At 74.3% G+C, this 15,827-nt stretch carries 17 protein-coding genes; 9 read left to right on the top strand and 8 right to left on the bottom strand.

Going from position 1 to position 15,827, the window contains the following annotated elements; translation table 11 throughout:
* Positions 1-60 precede the first annotated feature (60 nt).
* Positions 61-537 (top strand): NUDIX domain-containing protein, encoded by a 477-nt coding sequence (locus tag D5H75_RS11760; protein ID WP_202638059.1) that lies wholly within the window; start codon positions 61-63, stop codon positions 535-537.
* Between the two features lie 108 nt (positions 538-645).
* Here the strand turns inward: D5H75_RS11760 and helR are convergent, their stop codons facing one another.
* Complete coding sequence (helR, locus tag D5H75_RS11755) at positions 646-2,793, bottom strand: RNA polymerase recycling motor ATPase HelR (protein ID WP_202638058.1); 2,148 nt, start codon at positions 2,791-2,793, stop codon at positions 646-648.
* 410 nt (positions 2,794-3,203) lie between these two features.
* Positions 3,204-4,373 carry an XRE family transcriptional regulator gene (locus tag D5H75_RS11745; RefSeq protein ID WP_119926408.1) on the bottom strand — a complete coding sequence of 390 codons (1,170 nt, stop codon included), beginning with the start codon at positions 4,371-4,373 and terminating at the stop codon, positions 3,204-3,206.
* A gap of 357 nt (positions 4,374-4,730) precedes the next feature.
* Between D5H75_RS11745 and D5H75_RS11740 the strand changes: the two genes are divergently transcribed.
* The 5 genes from D5H75_RS11740 to D5H75_RS11720 all read left to right on the top strand — a co-directional run bounded on the left by D5H75_RS11740 (position 4,731) and on the right by D5H75_RS11720 (position 7,603).
* Entirely contained in the window at positions 4,731-5,297 is a 567-nt protein-coding gene (locus tag D5H75_RS11740) for a TlpA family protein disulfide reductase (protein ID WP_119926407.1), read from the top strand.
* A gap of 27 nt (positions 5,298-5,324) precedes the next feature.
* Positions 5,325-5,768, top strand: coding sequence for a S26 family signal peptidase (locus D5H75_RS11735; RefSeq protein WP_119926406.1), 444 nt, complete (start codon positions 5,325-5,327; stop codon positions 5,766-5,768).
* Between the two features lie 34 nt (positions 5,769-5,802).
* The gene (locus D5H75_RS11730; RefSeq protein ID WP_119926405.1) at positions 5,803-6,006 is read left to right on the top strand and encodes a hypothetical protein; all 204 of its coding nucleotides are present in this window, start codon (positions 5,803-5,805) and stop codon (positions 6,004-6,006) included.
* A gap of 182 nt (positions 6,007-6,188) precedes the next feature.
* Positions 6,189-6,845: a maleylpyruvate isomerase N-terminal domain-containing protein gene (locus D5H75_RS11725; RefSeq protein ID WP_119926597.1), complete on the top strand. Its 657-nt coding sequence runs from the start codon at positions 6,189-6,191 to the stop codon at positions 6,843-6,845.
* A 167-nt stretch (positions 6,846-7,012) separates the two neighbouring features.
* On the top strand, positions 7,013-7,603 hold the full coding sequence (locus D5H75_RS11720) for a TIGR00730 family Rossman fold protein (protein ID WP_340137762.1): 591 nt from the start codon (positions 7,013-7,015) through the stop codon (positions 7,601-7,603).
* A gap of 569 nt (positions 7,604-8,172) precedes the next feature.
* Here the strand turns inward: D5H75_RS11720 and D5H75_RS11715 are convergent.
* Entirely contained in the window at positions 8,173-8,505 is a 333-nt protein-coding gene (locus D5H75_RS11715) for a hypothetical protein (protein ID WP_147425123.1), read from the bottom strand.
* Positions 8,506-8,558: 53 nt separating this feature from the next.
* Between D5H75_RS11715 and D5H75_RS11710 the strand changes: the two genes are divergently transcribed.
* Entirely contained in the window at positions 8,559-10,064 is a 1,506-nt protein-coding gene (locus D5H75_RS11710) for a hypothetical protein (RefSeq protein WP_119926403.1), read from the top strand.
* Entirely contained in the window at positions 10,061-10,627 is a 567-nt protein-coding gene (locus tag D5H75_RS11705; RefSeq protein WP_422673584.1) for a DNA-3-methyladenine glycosylase I, read from the top strand. Before D5H75_RS11710 ends, D5H75_RS11705 begins: the two co-directional genes overlap by 4 nt.
* A 124-nt stretch (positions 10,628-10,751) precedes the next feature.
* Here D5H75_RS11705 and D5H75_RS11700 read toward each other — a convergent pair whose 3' ends face one another.
* Together D5H75_RS11700 and D5H75_RS11695 are read right to left on the bottom strand one after the other, a co-directional pair.
* Entirely contained in the window at positions 10,752-11,573 is an 822-nt protein-coding gene (locus D5H75_RS11700) for an enoyl-CoA hydratase-related protein (protein ID WP_422673583.1), read from the bottom strand.
* A 161-nt stretch (positions 11,574-11,734) separates the two neighbouring features.
* The gene (locus tag D5H75_RS11695) at positions 11,735-12,568 is read right to left on the bottom strand and encodes a 2,3,4,5-tetrahydropyridine-2,6-dicarboxylate N-succinyltransferase (protein ID WP_119926401.1); all 834 of its coding nucleotides are present in this window, start codon (positions 12,566-12,568) and stop codon (positions 11,735-11,737) included.
* Positions 12,569-12,650: 82 nt separating this feature from the next.
* On the opposite strand from D5H75_RS11695, the gene D5H75_RS11690 reads away from it, so the two are divergent.
* Positions 12,651-13,493, top strand: a complete 843-nt coding sequence (locus tag D5H75_RS11690) for a hypothetical protein (RefSeq protein ID WP_147425122.1) — start codon at positions 12,651-12,653, stop codon at positions 13,491-13,493.
* A gap of 115 nt (positions 13,494-13,608) precedes the next feature.
* On the opposite strand, the gene D5H75_RS11685 is transcribed toward D5H75_RS11690, so the two are convergent.
* The 3 genes from D5H75_RS11685 to fdxA all read right to left on the bottom strand — a co-directional run bounded on the left by D5H75_RS11685 (position 13,609) and on the right by fdxA (position 15,708).
* Positions 13,609-14,211 (bottom strand): DUF4178 domain-containing protein, encoded by a 603-nt coding sequence (locus D5H75_RS11685; RefSeq protein ID WP_119926399.1) that lies wholly within the window; start codon positions 14,209-14,211, stop codon positions 13,609-13,611.
* Positions 14,212-14,222: 11 nt separating this feature from the next.
* On the bottom strand, positions 14,223-15,296 hold the full coding sequence (dapC, locus tag D5H75_RS11680) for a succinyldiaminopimelate transaminase (RefSeq protein ID WP_119926398.1): 1,074 nt from the start codon (positions 15,294-15,296) through the stop codon (positions 14,223-14,225).
* A gap of 85 nt (positions 15,297-15,381) precedes the next feature.
* Positions 15,382-15,708 carry a ferredoxin gene (fdxA, locus tag D5H75_RS11675; RefSeq protein WP_119926397.1) on the bottom strand — a complete coding sequence of 109 codons (327 nt, stop codon included), beginning with the start codon at positions 15,706-15,708 and terminating at the stop codon, positions 15,382-15,384.
* Positions 15,709-15,827 lie beyond the last annotated feature (119 nt).

The following is a 15,827-nucleotide window of genomic DNA, read 5'->3' as shown; positions in this document are numbered from 1 at the left end:
CGCGACCGTCCCGGCCGGCCTCGGGGAGGGGCCGGGCGGGCGGCGGGGTACCGTGCCGGGGTGATCAAGCCCTTGATGAGTCAGGCGGAGTGGTTCGCCAGTCTGCCCACCTTCTACGCCACCGCCGCGCTGCTGTTCACCGATCCGGGCGACCGGGTGCTGCTGGTCAAGCCGAACTACCGGGATCACTGGAACCTGCCCGGCGGGATCATGGAGGCCGACGAGGCGCCGCACGAGTGCGCCGTGCGCGAGGCCGCCGAGGAGATCGGCGTGACCGCGACGGCGGGCGAGCTGCTCGTCGTCGACTGGCTCGCGGCCGAGGGCGACCGGCCGCGCGCGACGATCAGCTACATCTTCGACGGCGGGGTCGTCCCCGGCCTGGACGGCCTCCGGCTCCAGGCCGAGGAGCTCGACGACGCCCGCTTCTGGACCTGGGAGGAGGCCGAGGCCCAGATGTGGGCGCGCACGGCCGCCCGCATCCCGGCCGCCCGCACCGCACGCGACACCGGCCGCACGGTCTACCTCCCCGCCCGCTGAGGCGGGCCGTACGGCGCCCGGCCGCCGGTCACCGGCCGGGCGGACGCCGTACGGGGCGCGGGGCGCCGCCGTGCCGGACCGGGGGCGCCGCCGTACCGCTGAGCGGGGTCACGTGGTGGTGAGGATCACCAGGCGCCGGGTGGCGCGGGTCATGGCGACGTAGCGGTCCACCGCGGCCTCGACGCCGTCGCCGAAGTCCTCCGGATCGACGAGGACGACCAGGTCGAACTCCAGGCCCTTCGACAGTTCCGGCGTCAGCGACCTGACGCGCGGCCTCGGCCGGAACGTGGGGTCGCCGATGACGCAGGCGGTGCCCTCGGGGTTGGCGGCGAGCCAGTCGTCGAGGATGAGGTCCCGGTCCCACGCGGACCGGTACTCGACGGGGATCCCGCTGCGGCGGATCGAGGTCGGCACGTTGGCGTCGGGGAGGGCCGCCCGGATGATCGGCTCGGCCTCCGCCATGACCTCCTCGGGCGTCCGGTAGTTGACGCTCAGCGAGGTCAGGGTGATCCGGTCGAGCCCGACGCGCTCCAGCCGCTCCCGCCACGACTCGGTGAACCCGTGCCTGGCCTGGGCGCGGTCGCCGACGATGGTGAAGCTCCTGGACGGGCAGCGGCTCAGCACCATCTGCCACTCGGCGTCGGTCAGCTCCTGCGCCTCGTCCACGACGATGTGCGCGAACGGCCCCGCGAGCCGGTCGGGTTCGGCGGCGGGCAGCGCGTTCTCGTCCACCAGGCTGTCGCGCAGGTCCTGCCCGTGCAGCATCGTCACCGCGCCCTCGCCGTCGGGGTCGGCCGCGAGCAGGTCGCCGATCACGTCGGCCATGCGGTCGCGCTCGGCGGCGACGGCGGCGGCCTGGCGGCGCTTCCGGCGGGAGGTCTCCGGGTCGCCGAGCCGCTGCCGGGCCGCGTCCAGCAGGGGCAGGTCGGACACCGTCCAGGCCTGCGGGTCCGCGCGCTGCAGCCGCCGGATCTCGTCCGGACTGAGCCACGGGGCGCACAACCGCAGGTAGGCGGGCACCGTCCACAGGTCCCCGACGAGGTCGGCCGCCTCGATGACGGGCCACGCCCGGTTGAAGGTCGTGAGCAGCTCCCGGTCGCGCAGCAGCGCCTTGCGGAGCAGGTCGGGCGAGATCTCCTCCTCGTCGTGCTTGTCGATCAGGATCCTGAGCAGTTCCTCCCAGATCCGGTCGCGCGCCTCGTTGTGCGGGGTGCCGGGCTCGGGCGCGTCGAACGCCTCGGCCCAGTCCGCGGGGCTCAGCCAGACGTCCGACCAGGGAGTGTTGATCGTCAACCCCTGCGTCGGCGGCTTCTCGTAGAACCGCACGGCGGGCTCGATCGCCTTCACCATGTCCGCGGACGCCTTGAGCCGGGCGACCTCCGGGTCGGCCTCGGCCACCGCCGCGGAGCCCTCGGGGACGAGGTCCCGCAGGGTGCAGGTCTGGACGCCCTCCTCGCCGAGGCTGGGCAGGACGTCCGCGACGTACGCCAGGTAGGGCTGGTGCGGGCCGACGAACAGCACCCCGCCCCGGCGCTGGTCCAGCCGCGGGTCGGAGTAGAGGAGGTAGGCCGAGCGGTGCAGGGCGACGACCGTCTTGCCCGTGCCCGGGCCGCCGTCCACGACGAGGGCGCCGCGGGAGCCCGCGCGGATGATCGCGTCCTGGTCGGCCTGGATGGTGCCGAGCACGTCGCGCATCCGGGGCGAACGGCTCGCGCCCAGGCTGGCGATGAACGCCGACTGGTCGTCCAGCGCCGCGTGCCCCTCGAACCCGTCCCCGGTGAACACCTCGTCCCAGTAGTCGCTGATCCGGCCGCGCGTCCAGCGGTACCTGCGGCGGCTCACCAGGCCCATCGGGTTGGCGTGGGTCGCGCCGAAGAACGGCTCGGCCGCGGCGGACCGCCAGTCGACCAGGAGGCGGCGGCCGGCGTTGTCCGTGAGGCCCAGGCGCCCGACGTACACCGGCTCGGCGTCGTCCGCGCCGACCATGCGGCCCAGGCACAGGTCCAGCCCGAACCGGCGCAGGGCGCGCAGGCGGGTGCTCAGCCGGTGGATCTCCAGGTCCCGGTCGAGCGCCGCCCGGCCCAGCCCGCCGGGGGCCCTGCGCGCGGCGTCGAGGCGGTCGGACAGGTCCGCGATCGCCTGGTCGAGGCTCTCCTCGATGGCCGCGAAGTGCCGCTCGTCGTCGGCGATCAGCGCCGGGTCGGCCTTGGCCGAGAGGTTGTCGGGAAGGGCGAACGCACTGGTGGTCAGGGTCATCAGCTCCGATCTCAGGGTGGGCGAGGCGGCTTCCCGCTCCGGTGGGCGAGGCCCATGGGTCAACGCCCCCATGCGCCCGTCCAGTCCCCCGTTTCCGCAGGCACCGGCCTCGGCCTGCGATTGTGCGCCATGACCGGGGTCTTGCCGCAAGCCCCCCGGTGCGCTATAGGTTGATAGTGGAGAGGAGTGCGCGGCCTCCTCGGCCCCGATCTCCCTCCCCTCGCGGACGCCCCTCCCCGCCCCCGCGGACGCCCTCGCCGCGAAGCGGCTCCCCTCTCCGCCCCTGCGGCTCCCCTCTCACGAAGCGGCTCCCCTCCCCGTGAAGCGGTTGCCCGCCGTACGGCGGCGCGGCCCTGATCGCGTCGCGCGGCGTTCTCCCAGGTCACCTGCCGTGTCGGGGCGGGCGGAACCTACCGGGCCGGGATGAAGCGGAAGACCTGTTCCCGGGCCGCGGGGTCGCACGGGCGCAGGAGGATGGGCGCCCACGCGACGGTCGAGGCGTTGTTCACCGCCAGGCAGAGCCCGTGGCCGGGGACGCGCAGCCGTACGCCCCGGTCGGCCCTGGTGATCTTGGAGCCCCGGGTGGCCCGGGTGGGCGGGACGGTATGGGCGGGCCGAGCGGCCCGGGCGGATCGGGCGGTGTCGTCCGCTGGTTCGAGGCGGAAGACCTCGGTGCCGGCGTGCGCGCCGGCCGAGCCACAGAAGTCGTTGTAGGCGAAACTGCCCGAGACCATGCGGGCGGCGCGTATGCCCAGGCAACCGGGGCCGTTCACGGGGTCCTGGGGCATGATCCGGTAGACGCCGCCCGCCTCGCGCCGGGGCGAGAAGACCGGATGGGCCTGGGCGCAGGGAACCTGGAAGAGCCGGCCGCCCGCGTCGGGATGCTCGGACAGGCACAGCCCGGAATGCGCGGCCATGACGCGGTAGACGCCGGGCGGCAGCGCGACCGCGCCCGCCGGGGACCGGTGGTCGGCGCCACCGGTGACGAACAGGAGCAGGACCAGGGCCACGGCGGCCACCCCGTGGTCGCGTGTACGGCGGCGCGGGCGCGGTGGACGCGCCGGCGCGGGGCCGGTCCGGTCCGCCGGGACGGCGGCGGACGCGGGCTGGACGGCCGGCGAAGGCCGGACGACGCCCCGCGCGGCCCGCCCGGCGCCCTCCGGCGGCGGGACGGCGGCCTGCGGCGGGACGGCGGCCTGCGGCGGCCGGACGGGGGCCTGCGGCGGCCGGACGGGGGCCTGCGGCGGCCGGACGGGGGCCTGCGGCGGCCGGACGGGGGCCTGCGCCTGGCAGGCGACCTGGCCGCGCGCGACGACCCAGCGTTCGGCGACGGCGTCGTCCGCGCCGCAGGCCAGGACGAACGCGCGGACGAGATCGGGGCGCGGCAGCCGGTCCCGGGACAGGGCGCCGGCGATGGTGCTGTGCGGCAGGAAGGCGCCCCGCTCCTCGGCGGCGCGTTCGAGCTGGCGGTACGAGAGGCCCGAGCGGGCCCGGAGCTCACGCATCCGGGCGACGAACTCGGCGGGTGATTCGGTGCCGTCCGGTACCGGCCATGGTGTCTGGGACGCGGGTTCGACCATCGCAACACCCCCGCCGAACGGGAAGGACAGTGTTCCGTACAGAACCGGACAGTCCCAAATCTTGCTATACGCCCCGGCGGCTGGCAATGATCAAGTCGTTCCGGGATGAATCCGGCAGACGGCCCCTAAGCTCCGCCCGCCGGCCATGACATAGACGCGCCCACGGCGACTCCCGTGCGCGCCGCGCCGCCCCCGCGCCCCACCCCGATCTTCCGTCCCGGGCCGACGGCCCCCGCCGTACGGCCCCCGCCATACCGCCCGCGCCGGACGGCCCCGCCGTACGGCGTCCGCCGGGCCCCCGCCGAACCATCCCGCCGAACCATCCCGCCGCGCGGTCCTCTCCCCCACGGAGGTGCCATGTTCGTCCTCGTCGCCGCAGTCGTCCTGCTCACCGTGGTGTGCCTGCTCAACCTCGCCCTGACGGTAGGGGTCATCCGGAGGCTGCGCGAGCACAGCAGCTTCATCGACACCGTGGCCCCGGTCGCCATCTCACCGCCCGTCACCGTCGAGCCGGGCGAGAAGCCGGCCGACTTCGCGGTGACCACGGAGGACGGCGAGCCGTTCTCCCGCGACCTGATCGCCGCGCCCACGCTCATCGGGTTCTTCTCGCCCACCTGCGCGCCGTGCGCGGAACTCCTGCCCGACTTCATCGACCAGGCCGCGGCCATGCCCGGCGGCCGGGGCCAGGTGCTGGCCGTCATCGCCGCCAAGGGCCGCGAATCGGCCGCCGAGTACGCCGCGCGGCTCTCGGGCGTGGCCCGGGTCGTGATCGAGGAGCACGACGGGACGGTCCAGCGGGCGTTCAAGACCGAGAACTTCCCGACCGTCTACCTCGTGGACTCCGGCGGGACCGTGATCTCCGGCGGGGTGGGGCGGGGCGAGCTGACCCGCGCGGCCGAGGCCCTGGCCGCCCACGGGCGCTGACCGCCCGCCCCCGGCAGGAGGTCCCCGGTGATCTTCCTCCTCGTCCTCGCCGCTGCCGTCCTGGCGCTGCTGTGGTGGGCCCGGCGGCGCTACCTCGTCATCACCGTGCGGGGCCGCAGCATGATCCCCACCCTCAACCCCGGCGACCTGGTCCTGGTACGGCGGGCGGGGGCGGCCCGGCTGCGGCGGGGGCAGCTCGTCGTGCTGCGGAGCCCGGCTCTGCCGTACGCCACGGACGAGGACCGGAACGGCTTGATGATCAAGAGGCTGGCCGCGCTGCCCGGCGAGCCCCCGCCCCGCGAGGTCGCCCCCGGCGACCACGCCGTCCCCGCCGGGCACCTCGTCGCGCTCGGCGACAACCCTCCGGCGAGCCTCGACTCACGCCAGGTCGGCTACTGGAAGGCCGCCGATGTGATCGGAGTCGTCCTGCGGACCCTGACCGCGGGACGCCCGGCGGCGCGCGAACCCTAGTGCGCCGTCTCATCCCCCACAAGGAGGTAGAGAAGTGACGAAACTCCTCAACCAGGTGTCGGACCGGCTGCTGCAGCGGTTCGTCCCCAAGGCGGACGCCCTGGCCGGGGGCCGCTGCGGCTGCAACTGCGGCAACTACTTCTGCAACTCCGGCAAGTGCACCATGTGCCGGTACTGCTCCGACTGCCTGAGCGGCGGCAACTGCTGGGACTGCTACTACTGGAACGCCTGCTGCTGACATGCCGCAGGCCGGGAGGGCCCGTCATCGGGTGGCGGCGGGCCCTCCCGCTCGCGCGTGCGCGGTCGTCCGCCCGCGTGCTCGTCCGCCCGCGCGGTTGTCCGCCCGCGTGCTCGTCCGCCCGCGCGGTTGTCCGCCCGCGTGGTTGTCCGCCCACGTGGCGCGGGATTAGCGTGGCCGGGGTGGATCTCTTCTCACGCTCCTGGACGGCGCTGCGCGCGGCCGTGGCCGACACCCCCGACGACGACTTCGAGCGGCCTTCCGGATGCGCCGGTTGGCTGGTGCGGGACCTAGTGTTCCACCTGGTCATCGATGCCCAGGACGTGCTGATCACGCTGGCCACGCCGGCCGGGGGCCCGCCGACGATCGACTCGGTCACCTACTGGCGGCTCGCCGACGCGCCGCCGACCGGCGAGGACCCGCTCGACGCCCTGATCCCCCGGATCGCCGCCGCGTACGGCGAGCCCCGGCTGCTCAAGTTCCACCTCGACGACCTCGGGGCCGCCGCGGGCCGCGCGGCCGCGCTCGCCGACCCGGCCGCCCTCGTCGGCACCCGCGACGAGGTGATCACCGTCGCCGACTACCTCTCGGTGTACGTGCTCGAATGGACGCTGCACCACCTCGACCTGATCGCGCACCGCCCCTCCGCGGCCGATCCCCCCGCCGAGACCCTCGCCGCCTCCCGCGCCGCCCTCGAGAGGATCGCCGGGACCGCGTTCCCGTCCTCGCTCTCCGACAAGGACGCCCTCCTGATCGCCACCGGCCGCCGGCGGCCGGCCGCCGGGGAGAAGACCGCCCTGGGCCCTCTGTCCGCGAGACTCCCCCTCATCCTCACCTGACCGCACTCCGCCAGGCCGTACGGCGAGCGGGGCGCCGCGGGCGCGTTTCGGGTGCGCGGGCGGAGGAGGGTGACGAGGTCCGCCGGCGAGGCGGCCCGGCAGGTCGGGACGGGGCCAGGGGGCGAAAATCGGCAAGGTGGTCCCGGCTTGCGGAATAGGGTTAGGGGGTGAGTATCGCGATTTGTGTGTACTGCGCGTCCAGTGTCCGAATCGACAAGAAGTATGTGGATCTGGCATCCGAGGTGGGGACGGAACTCGCCCGGCGGGGACACACCCTCGTGACCGGCGGCGGCCGGATCTCCTGCATGGGGGCCGTGGCCGCGGCGGCGCGGGCGGGCGGGAGCCGTACGGTCGGGGTGATCCCCGAGGCGCTCATGACCACCGAGATCGGGGACCCCGAGTCGGACGAGCTGATCGTCACGCCGGACATGCGGTCGCGCAAGGCGGAGATGGACCGGCGGTCGGACGCCTTCCTCGTGCTCCCCGGCGGGATCGGGACGCTGGAGGAGCTGTTCGAGATCTGGACCTCGCGGGTGCTCGGGATGCACGACCGGCCCCTGGTGATCCTGGACCCGTTCGGGCTGTACGACCCGTTGCGCGAGCTGATCACCAAGATGTACGACCAGGGGTTCACGCGGCCGCACGTGTTCGACGCGGTGGGCTGGACGGCCTCGGTGCCGGAGGCGTTCGACCTCCTGGAGAAGGCGGCGCGGACAATCACCCCTAGTCAGGAGGAAGTGCTCGAATCAGAGGCGTGACACCCGCCGCCAGGTGAGGATTCTCTGCCCACTTTCGCCATTACTCCGCCCCCGTCCGGGGAGTCAAGCTAACGTCGAAGCGTCTCGCCCCGACGCCCCGGGCGATCGCGGAGCACCTTTCCCGATCGTTGGCGCTACCCCCCTCCCCGATTAACAAGGGGCGAGATCAAGAGAAGGTGTGCGCCCGAGCCACTCCCGGCCGCACACCTTCTCCATGTCCACCCCCCACGCGATCTCGCGACAACCGCGTTCCCCGCCCCTGATCCTGCGATTCCGCGCCCACCGCCCTCAGCCCCGGGCTTGAGGCGGCGTCAGTGACAACGGAATCGCGAGATCACGGGAAAGACCGGGGCGGCCCGCACCCAAGAGGCCGAGGGGCGGGGCACCCCGGCGACCGCAGGGGCGCAGATGCGAGGCCGCCTTCTCCCCGCACGGTCTCGCGGCGTCTCCCTTCCCTCTCCCCCGTGATCTCGCATTCCGCGCCATGCTTTCTCCCGCCGAGGCTTGGGGTGGTGCGGGATCGCGAGATCACGGGGAGGGGTGGGCGGGGCGTACGGGGTGGGCGGGGGTCAGGCCAGGGCCCGGCGGGTGAGGGCCGGGGGGCGGTCGCCCCGGATGGAGGCGGTCATGTCGAGGGCCTGCTGGACCTCGGCGGGGCGGTTCGTGCGGAAGTAGGTCGCGCCGGCCCAGGCGCACAGGGAGGCGGCGGCGGTCTCGGCGGCGGCGTCCGGCTCGTCCCCGTCGTCGCCGGCGGCCAGGTCGGCGGGCGTGACCAGGACGGCGCGGCCCGCGCGCGCCGCCTCGGCGATCTCCCGCAGGGAGGCGGCGACGACCACCTCTCCGCGTTCTTCGAGGTCGGCGGCCTCCTCGGCGGTCACCACGCGCGGTAGCTGGAATCGCATGCACCGATCGTGACACACGGCGGCGGGGCCCCGGGTGTGGCACGATTCGATATGTGCTGGTGGTACTGCTTGTCGCCGCGGTCGCCGTGCTGGTCGCCGTGATGTACGTCTCGATGGGGCGGGGCGGGGAGATGGCGGAGTTCGCTCCGGACATCCCGCCGCTCGACCTGCCCGAGCCGCGGAGCCTGACCGCCGTGGACCTGGTCGCGCTGCGGCTGCCGGTCACCGTCGTGGGCTACAACACGCGCAGCGTCGACGACGCGCTCCAACGCGTCGCGATGGCGGTGAGCGAGCGCGACACCCGCATCGCCGTCCTGGAGCAACGGGTCGCCGAGCTGACGAGCTGGCACGCCGACGCCGGTCAGGCGCCCACCTACCCGCGCGGTCCCGCCACCCGGTTCGCCGAGGAGCCCGTCCTCCCGGAGCCCGCCCCCGAGCCCCGCGTCGCCGAACTCCCGGCCGAGGCCCAGGCCCGCGCCCAGGCCGAACTCGACACCGACCCCCACGCCGTCTTCCGCGTGGGCCCCGGCGTCCCCGCCGCCGAGCCCGCCGAGCACCCCGGCGCGGCCCCCAGGCCCGACGCGCGCGGCACCATCCCCTACCGCCACCACACCCCCGCCGCCCCGGCGGAGGAACCCTCCTCAGGTACGGCCGGCGCGCACCCCTCGCCCGAGCCTCCCGGTACGGCCGACGCCGGGTCCGACACGGACGCGACCGCGGGCCCCGAGGCGTCGGGCACGGCCCCGGCCGCGTCCGGCCCCCCGGTGAGCGCCGAGCACGAGCCGCATCCGGCGGACCCGGCGCACGCCGCCCGGGGCCGTGCCGAGGACGCGGAGCCTGACGCCGCCCCCGCCCCCGACCAGGCGCCCCCCGCCCGGCCCGGCGCCGCCCATGAAGCACCCGAAGCACCCGAAGATCCCGGAACGTCCGGAACGCCCGAAGCATCCGGAACCCCGGATCAGGGCACGCACGACCGGCCCGGTCCCGTTCGGGCCCACGACACGCGGACGGACCGGGCGCGGGCCCAGACCGGGCACGGGCCGGCGGCGGGACCCGGCCCCGGCGACACGGCCACGGAGCCCGCGCGGGACACCGCCACGCCGACGGGCGACGCGGGGCGGCCCGGTGCGGCCGGTCCGGCGGCCCCGATCTCCACGGACGAGGGCCACGGGGAGCCCGCCCAGAACGCCCAGGCCGGTCCCACCCGGAGCGCTCCCGCCCAGGCCGTTCCCGCACAAGGCGCTCCCTCCCAGGGCGTTCCCGCGCAGGGCGCTCCGGCGCAGGGTGCTCCGGGGCGGCCGGGCGGCGAGCGGGACGCCGGCGCGCCGGGCGGTCCGGCGCCCGCCGCGGGCGGCGCGTGGGATCCCGGCGCGCGAGGCGGCCGGCCGCGTACGGCCGCCGGCGAGCCCGGCGGGGATCCGCGGGCGGACGCGATCACCGATCCCCGGGGGATGCCCGCCACGGGCGGCTTCGGCGGGAACCGGCGGCGCGCGGACGGCTCACTACAGAGGGGGACATATGATCGCGATCCGGACATCGCGATCGAGGAGACCTGGTGAGAACGGTTCGCTGCGCCTGGGCGACCTCCGCGCCCGACTACATGGACTACCACGACGGTGAGTGGGGGCGGCCGGTACGCGACGACGACGGGGTGTACGAGCGGCTGTGCCTGGAGGCGTTCCAGTCGGGGTTGTCGTGGCTGACGATCCTGCGCAAGCGCGAGAACTTCCGTAAGGCGTTCGCGGGTTTCCGGATCGCGGACGTCGCGGAGTTCGGCGAGGACGACGTGGCGCGCCTGCTCTCCGACACCGGCATCGTCCGCAACCGGGCCAAGATCGAGGCCGCGATCGCGAACGCCCGCGCCGCCCGCGACCTGCCCGGCGGCATCGCCGCGTTCGTCTGGCGCTACGCCGACCCCGGCGCCCCCGTGCCGGCGACCATGGCCGACGTGCCCGCGACCACCGACGGCTCGAAGGCCCTCGCCAAGGACCTCAAGCGCGCCGGGTTCCGCTTCGTGGGTCCCACCACCGCCTACGCCCTCATGCAGGCGATCGGCCTGGTCAACGACCACATCGCCGACTGCGTGGTCCGCGAGGAGATCACCGCCGCCCTCCGCGCCTGAGCCGTACGGCGACCCCGCCCGCCGCGCGTGAGCCGTACGGCGAGCCCCGGCCCCGGCGCGGTGATCACGCACGCCTCCGTGACCGGAAGCGCGTGATCACCGCGAGGGCCTGGTCCGTATGCCGTCAGCGGCCCTGGAAGACGGGCTTCTCCTTGTTGAGGAAGGCGTTGGTGGCGTTCTTGTGGTCGTCGGTGCCGGCGGCGGCGTCCTGGAGCTCGGCCTCCAGGTCCAGGGACTCCTTGAGCGGGTGGGCGGAGGCGAAGGCGAGCGCCCGCTTGATCGCGCCGTACGCCATCGTGGGGCCGGTCGCCAGCCGCAGGGCGAGGGCCCGGGCGGCGGTGCCGACGTCGTCGCCGGGGACCACGGAGTTGACCAGGCCGATCTGGAGGGCCTTGGCGGCGTCCACCGGCTCGCCGAGGAGGAGCAGCTCGGTCGCGCGGGCGTGACCCACGAGACGCTGCAGCGTCCAGGACGCGCCCGTGTCCGGGGCCAGGCCGACCTTGGCGAACGCGGTCGCGAACGACGCCTTGGACGACGCCACCCGGAAGTCGCAGGCGAACGCGAGCGAGGCGCCCGCCCCGGCGGCGACGCCGTTCACCGCGGCGATGACCGGCTTGGGCATCTCCATGATCGTGCGCACGATCGGGTTGTAGTGGTCCCGCACGGTCCCGGCCAGCCCCCGCCCGTCGGCGAGGTTCGCCGCGTGCTCGACGAGGTCCTGCCCCGCGCAGAAGGCCCGCCCCGCCCCGGTGATCAGCACCGCCCGCGCGGCGGAGTCGTCCCCCGCCCGCCGCAACGTGTCCAGCAACGCGACCTTCATCGGCGTGATCAGCGCGTTCATCGAATCCGGCCGGTTGAGCGTAATGGTCGCGACGCCCTCGGCCACGTCGTACAGCACGGTGTCGGACACGTATCCTCCCGCGATCAGTCCCGATCCCATCACCATAGGCCCCGCCCCGCCCCCGAGACGAGCACCCGCCTCCCCTCCCCCTGCCCATCCCCGCCCCCAAAACGCCCTTGTCCCGTACGGCGGAGCGGGCCCTCTCACCGCGCTCCGGAGGGACGGGACGCGGAACGGGTGGAGGGTGGGACGCGGAACGGGCGGGATCAGCCGGAGACGCCGTGCTCGCGGAGCAGGTCGTTCAGGGCGAGGCGGTCGAGGGGCTCGCCTTCCGTGAGCCGGCGGAGGACCAGGACGCAGGGCATGCCGAAGTCACCCCCGGGGAAGGACCGGACGCGGGTGCCCGACACGCAGACCGACCAGGCCGGGACCTCGCCCCGGGGGAGCTCCTCGCCCGTCTCGACGTCGAAGACGCGCGTCGTGCGGGTGAGGATGGTGCCCGCGCCCAGCTTGGCCCCGGTGCGGACGCGCGCCCCTTCCACGACCATGCTCCGGGAGCCCACGAACGCCTCGTCCTCGATCACCACCGGCACGGCCGACGGCGGTTCCAGGACGCCGCCCACCCCCACGCCGCCCGACAGGTGGACGTTCTGGCCGACCTGGGCGCAGGAGCCCACGGTCGCCCAGGTGTCCACCATCGTGCCGTCCCCGACGTACGCCCCGATGTTGACGAACGACGGCATCAGCACCACGCCCCGGCCCAGGTACGACCCCCAGCGGGCGATCGCGCCGGGGACCACGCGGACCCCGTCGAGGTGGGATTTGAGGGGGATTCGGTCGTTGTAGTGAAAGTCACCCACCTGCGCCCGAGACAGGCCCAGAACGCGGAAAGCGAGGAGGATCGCCCGTTTCGCGCGCTCGTCCACGACCACCTCGCCGCCGCCGTCCACGAAGGCCGCCCGGGCCTCGCCGCGGTCCAGCGCGTTCACGGCGGCGACGACGATCCCGCGCGCCGCCGCGTCTCCCGGGCCCAGCTCGGAGCGGTTTTCCCACAGTTCGTCCAACCGCGGGTCGAGCGGGCTGGTGAAGGGCAGGCTCATGGGACGGGAGCTTATAGCGAAGGCTCGCCGGGAAACGGTTTCCGGGCCGGTGCCGCCCCCTCCCGGCGGTAGGTTCAGCAGAGTGCGTCGAAGCCTCTCCCGAGCGGTGATCGTCATCGCGGCCATCGTCACCGTGCTCACGGTGGGGATAGCCGCGGTGGTCTACGTCGTCATCGCGAACATGAACCTCGCCGACGACCACCCCGGCTGCCAGGTGAGCGCGCCGGAGGGGACGCTGGACCTGGATCTGGAACAGGCGCAGGTGTCGGCCACGATCGCGGCGGTGGCCGCGCGGCGCAAGCTGCCCGAGCGGGCCGTCGTGATCGCGTACGCCACGGGGCTGCAGGAGTCGAAGCTGCGCAACCTGGCCTTCGGCGACCGCGACTCGGTGGGGGTGTTCCAGCAGCGCCCGTCCATGGGCTGGGGCTCGCCGGAGAAGCTCCAGGACGTGGTGTACGCCACGAACAAGTTCTTCGCGGCGCTGGTCAAGGTGAAGGGCTACCTCAAGAAGCCGCTGCACGAGGCGGCGCAGGCGGTGCAGAAGTCCGCCGACGGCACCGCGTACGCCCAGCACGAGCCGGACGCGAAGATCCTGGCGGCGGCGTTCACCGGCCGGACGGCCAAGGCCCTGCGCTGCTGGTTCCCCGAGGAGGACGAGAACGGCGAGAAGCCCGCCAAGCGCATCGGGGAGGCCCTGCGCGAGCTGAAGCGGGCGATGGGCTCGGTCGACGCCTCGGGCAACCGCCTGACCGTCTCCTCGGAACGTTCCGGCTGGCTCATCGCGTCCTGGGCGGTCGCGCACGCGCAGCCGTACGGCATCAGCGGGGTGCGGCACGACGGCGTGGTCTGGCTGGCCGAACGCGGGCACGACGGCTGGACCTCCGACGAGCGCGAACAGGCGCAGGCCGGGATCGTGCTGAACTAGGGATGATGCTGAACCGGAGATCGGGCCGAACCGGGGATCGGGCCGAACCGGGGATCGGGCCGAACCGGGGATCGGGCCGAACCGGGGATCGGGCCGGACCGGCGGCGGATCCGGGCTAGGGGTTGATCGCGATGGAGCCGGGCGGGAGCGGCCGCCCGTACGACGCGGTCCAGGGGGTGCGTCCGCGGACGCGTTCGAAGGAGAGGTAGCGGCCCTCGGGGGACCGGTAGTCGGCGTAGTCGATCCAGCCGCTGTCGGCGTGTCCGGTGGAGCCCTCGGACCGGAACGCGGCGGTCCCGCGCTCGACGGGGACGTACTCCACGCCGTCGATCAGCACGGTGCGCTGCGGCGGGATCATGCCCTGCGACGGGGCGTCCATCCACAGCACCACTTCGAGTCCGCCGCCGCGCTGCTCCACGGTGAGCCAGGTGTAGTGGCCGGCCCCGTCGTCCAGGAGGAACTCCCGCCACCGCTGGTCGCCGTCCTCCATGTGGAGGACTCCGATGACGAACCAGCGCGCTCCCTGGCAGTCGATCACGTCACCGATCCCGATCCCGCGCGGGTCGGGGCCGCGCGGCACGGGCTCCGGCTCCGGTGGCGGAGGGGCCGCCTCGTGCGGCGGCGGATCGCGATCCTGCGCGCGCACGGTGAGCCAGGCCACGGTGACGACGAGGAACGTGGCGGAACTCAGCGCGATCACCACCAACGACGCCGTCATAGCGGCGGATACTAGCCCAGCCGGGCCACCGCCGCATCGATCCGTTCGTCGGTCGCGGTGACCGCCACTCTGACGTGCCGTTTCCCCGCGGCGCCGTAGAAGTCGCCGGGCGCGACGAGCACGCCCTTCTCGGCGAGCGCGCGCACCTGTTCCCAGCAGTCCTCGTCGCGTCCGGCCCAGAGGTACAGCCCGGCCTCGGAGTGCTCGACCCGCCAGCCCGCCGCCTCCAGCGCCGGCCGCAGCCTGGCTCGGCGCGCGGCGTAGCGGGCGCGCTGCTCCTCGGCGTGCGCGTCGTCGTCGAGGGCGGCGGCCATCGCGGCCTGCACCGGAGCCGGGACGATCATGCCCGCGTGCTTGCGGACCTCCAGCAACCGCGCGATCAGCGCCGGGTCGCCCGCCACGAACCCGGCGCGGTATCCCGCCAGGTTGGAGCGCTTGGACAGGGAGTGCAGCGCGATCAGCCCCTCGTGGGAGCCCTCGCACACGTCCGGGTGCAGGATGGAGGTCGGCTCCGCCTCCCAGCCCAGCTCGATGTAGCACTCGTCGGAGGCCACCACCGCGCCGCGCTCACGCGCCCACGAGACGACCTTGCGCAGGTGCTCGGGGGGCAGCACGCGGCCCGTGGGGTTGGACGGGGAGTTCACCCACACGAGCGGCACCCGCCGCGGCCCCACCGCGAGCAGCCCGTCCGTGGCGTACGGCGTCGCGCCGGCGAGCCGGGCGCCGACGTCGTAGGTGGGATAGGCCAGTTCGGGCAGGACCACCGTGTCCCCGGCGCCCACGCCGAGCAGCGTGGGCAGCCAGGCCACGATCTCCTTGGACCCGATGGTCGGCAGCACGTGCGCCGGGTCGAGGGGGACCCCGTGCCGCCGGCCGAGCCATCCCGCGGCGGCCTCGCGCAGCCTGGCCGTGCCGTACGTGGCGGGGTAGCCGGGGCTGTCGGCGGCGGCGGCCAGCGCGGACTGGGCGACCGAGGGCACGGGATCGACCGGCGTGCCGACCGAGAGATCGACGATGCCATCGGGGTGGGACGCGGCCAGCGCCTTCAGCGGCTCCAGCCGGTCCCACGGGAAATCGGGCAGCAATGGTCCCCCTGAACCTCGAACCCGGCCCGTCTGACGCGGGCCGGACCGGTGGCGCCGGACCCGGGGGATCCGGCGCGACCGCGTGCTAGTGGCCCTCGCCCTGCGGGGGCAGGGCGGCGACGACCGCGTGGTCCTTGTCGATCTTGCCGACCTTGGACGCGCCGCCGGGCGACCCGAGTTCCTCGAAGAACTCCACGTTGGCCTTGTAGAAGTCCTTCCACTGCTCCGGGAGGTCGTCCTCGTAGAAGATCGCCTCGACCGGGCAGACCGGCTCGCACGCACCGCAGTCGACGCACTCGTCCGGGTGGATGTAGAGCATGCGCTCGCCCTCGTAGATGCAGTCGACGGGGCACTCCTCGATGCACGCCTTGTCCAGCACATCCACGCAAGGCTGCGCGATGACGTAGGTCAACTCGGGCTCCTCTTCGCTCTGTTTCGATCCCCACCGGCCCCGGCACATCAGACGGCGGGTGTCACGCCATAGGATGGCATGCCGCGCCGGACGCGCAGGACTCAGCCCGACCCCTGTCC

Source organism: Bailinhaonella thermotolerans (assembly GCF_003594875.1).
Taxonomy (GTDB): Bacteria; Actinomycetota; Actinomycetes; order Streptosporangiales; family Streptosporangiaceae; genus Bailinhaonella; species Bailinhaonella thermotolerans.
This window is presented reverse-complemented; position numbering and strand designations above follow the sequence as displayed.

Bases quoted from the DNA above. Each gene is read 5' to 3' on its own strand.
- D5H75_RS11700 (WP_422673583.1), bottom strand. From the start codon at position 11,573: ATGGTGATGGGATCGGGACTGATCGCGGGAGGATACGTGTCCGACACC.
- D5H75_RS11695 (WP_119926401.1), bottom strand. From the start codon at position 12,568: ATGAGCCTGCCCTTCACCAGCCCGCTCGACCCGCGGTTGGACGAACTG.
- D5H75_RS11685 (WP_119926399.1), bottom strand. From the start codon at position 14,211: ATGACGGCGTCGTTGGTGGTGATCGCGCTGAGTTCCGCCACGTTCCTC.
- D5H75_RS11715 (WP_147425123.1), bottom strand. From the start codon at position 8,505: ATGCGATTCCAGCTACCGCGCGTGGTGACCGCCGAGGAGGCCGCCGAC.
- D5H75_RS11745 (WP_119926408.1), bottom strand. From the start codon at position 4,373: ATGGTCGAACCCGCGTCCCAGACACCATGGCCGGTACCGGACGGCACC.
- helR (WP_202638058.1), bottom strand. From the start codon at position 2,793: ATGACCCTGACCACCAGTGCGTTCGCCCTTCCCGACAACCTCTCGGCC.
- D5H75_RS11740 (WP_119926407.1), top strand. From the start codon at position 4,731: ATGTTCGTCCTCGTCGCCGCAGTCGTCCTGCTCACCGTGGTGTGCCTG.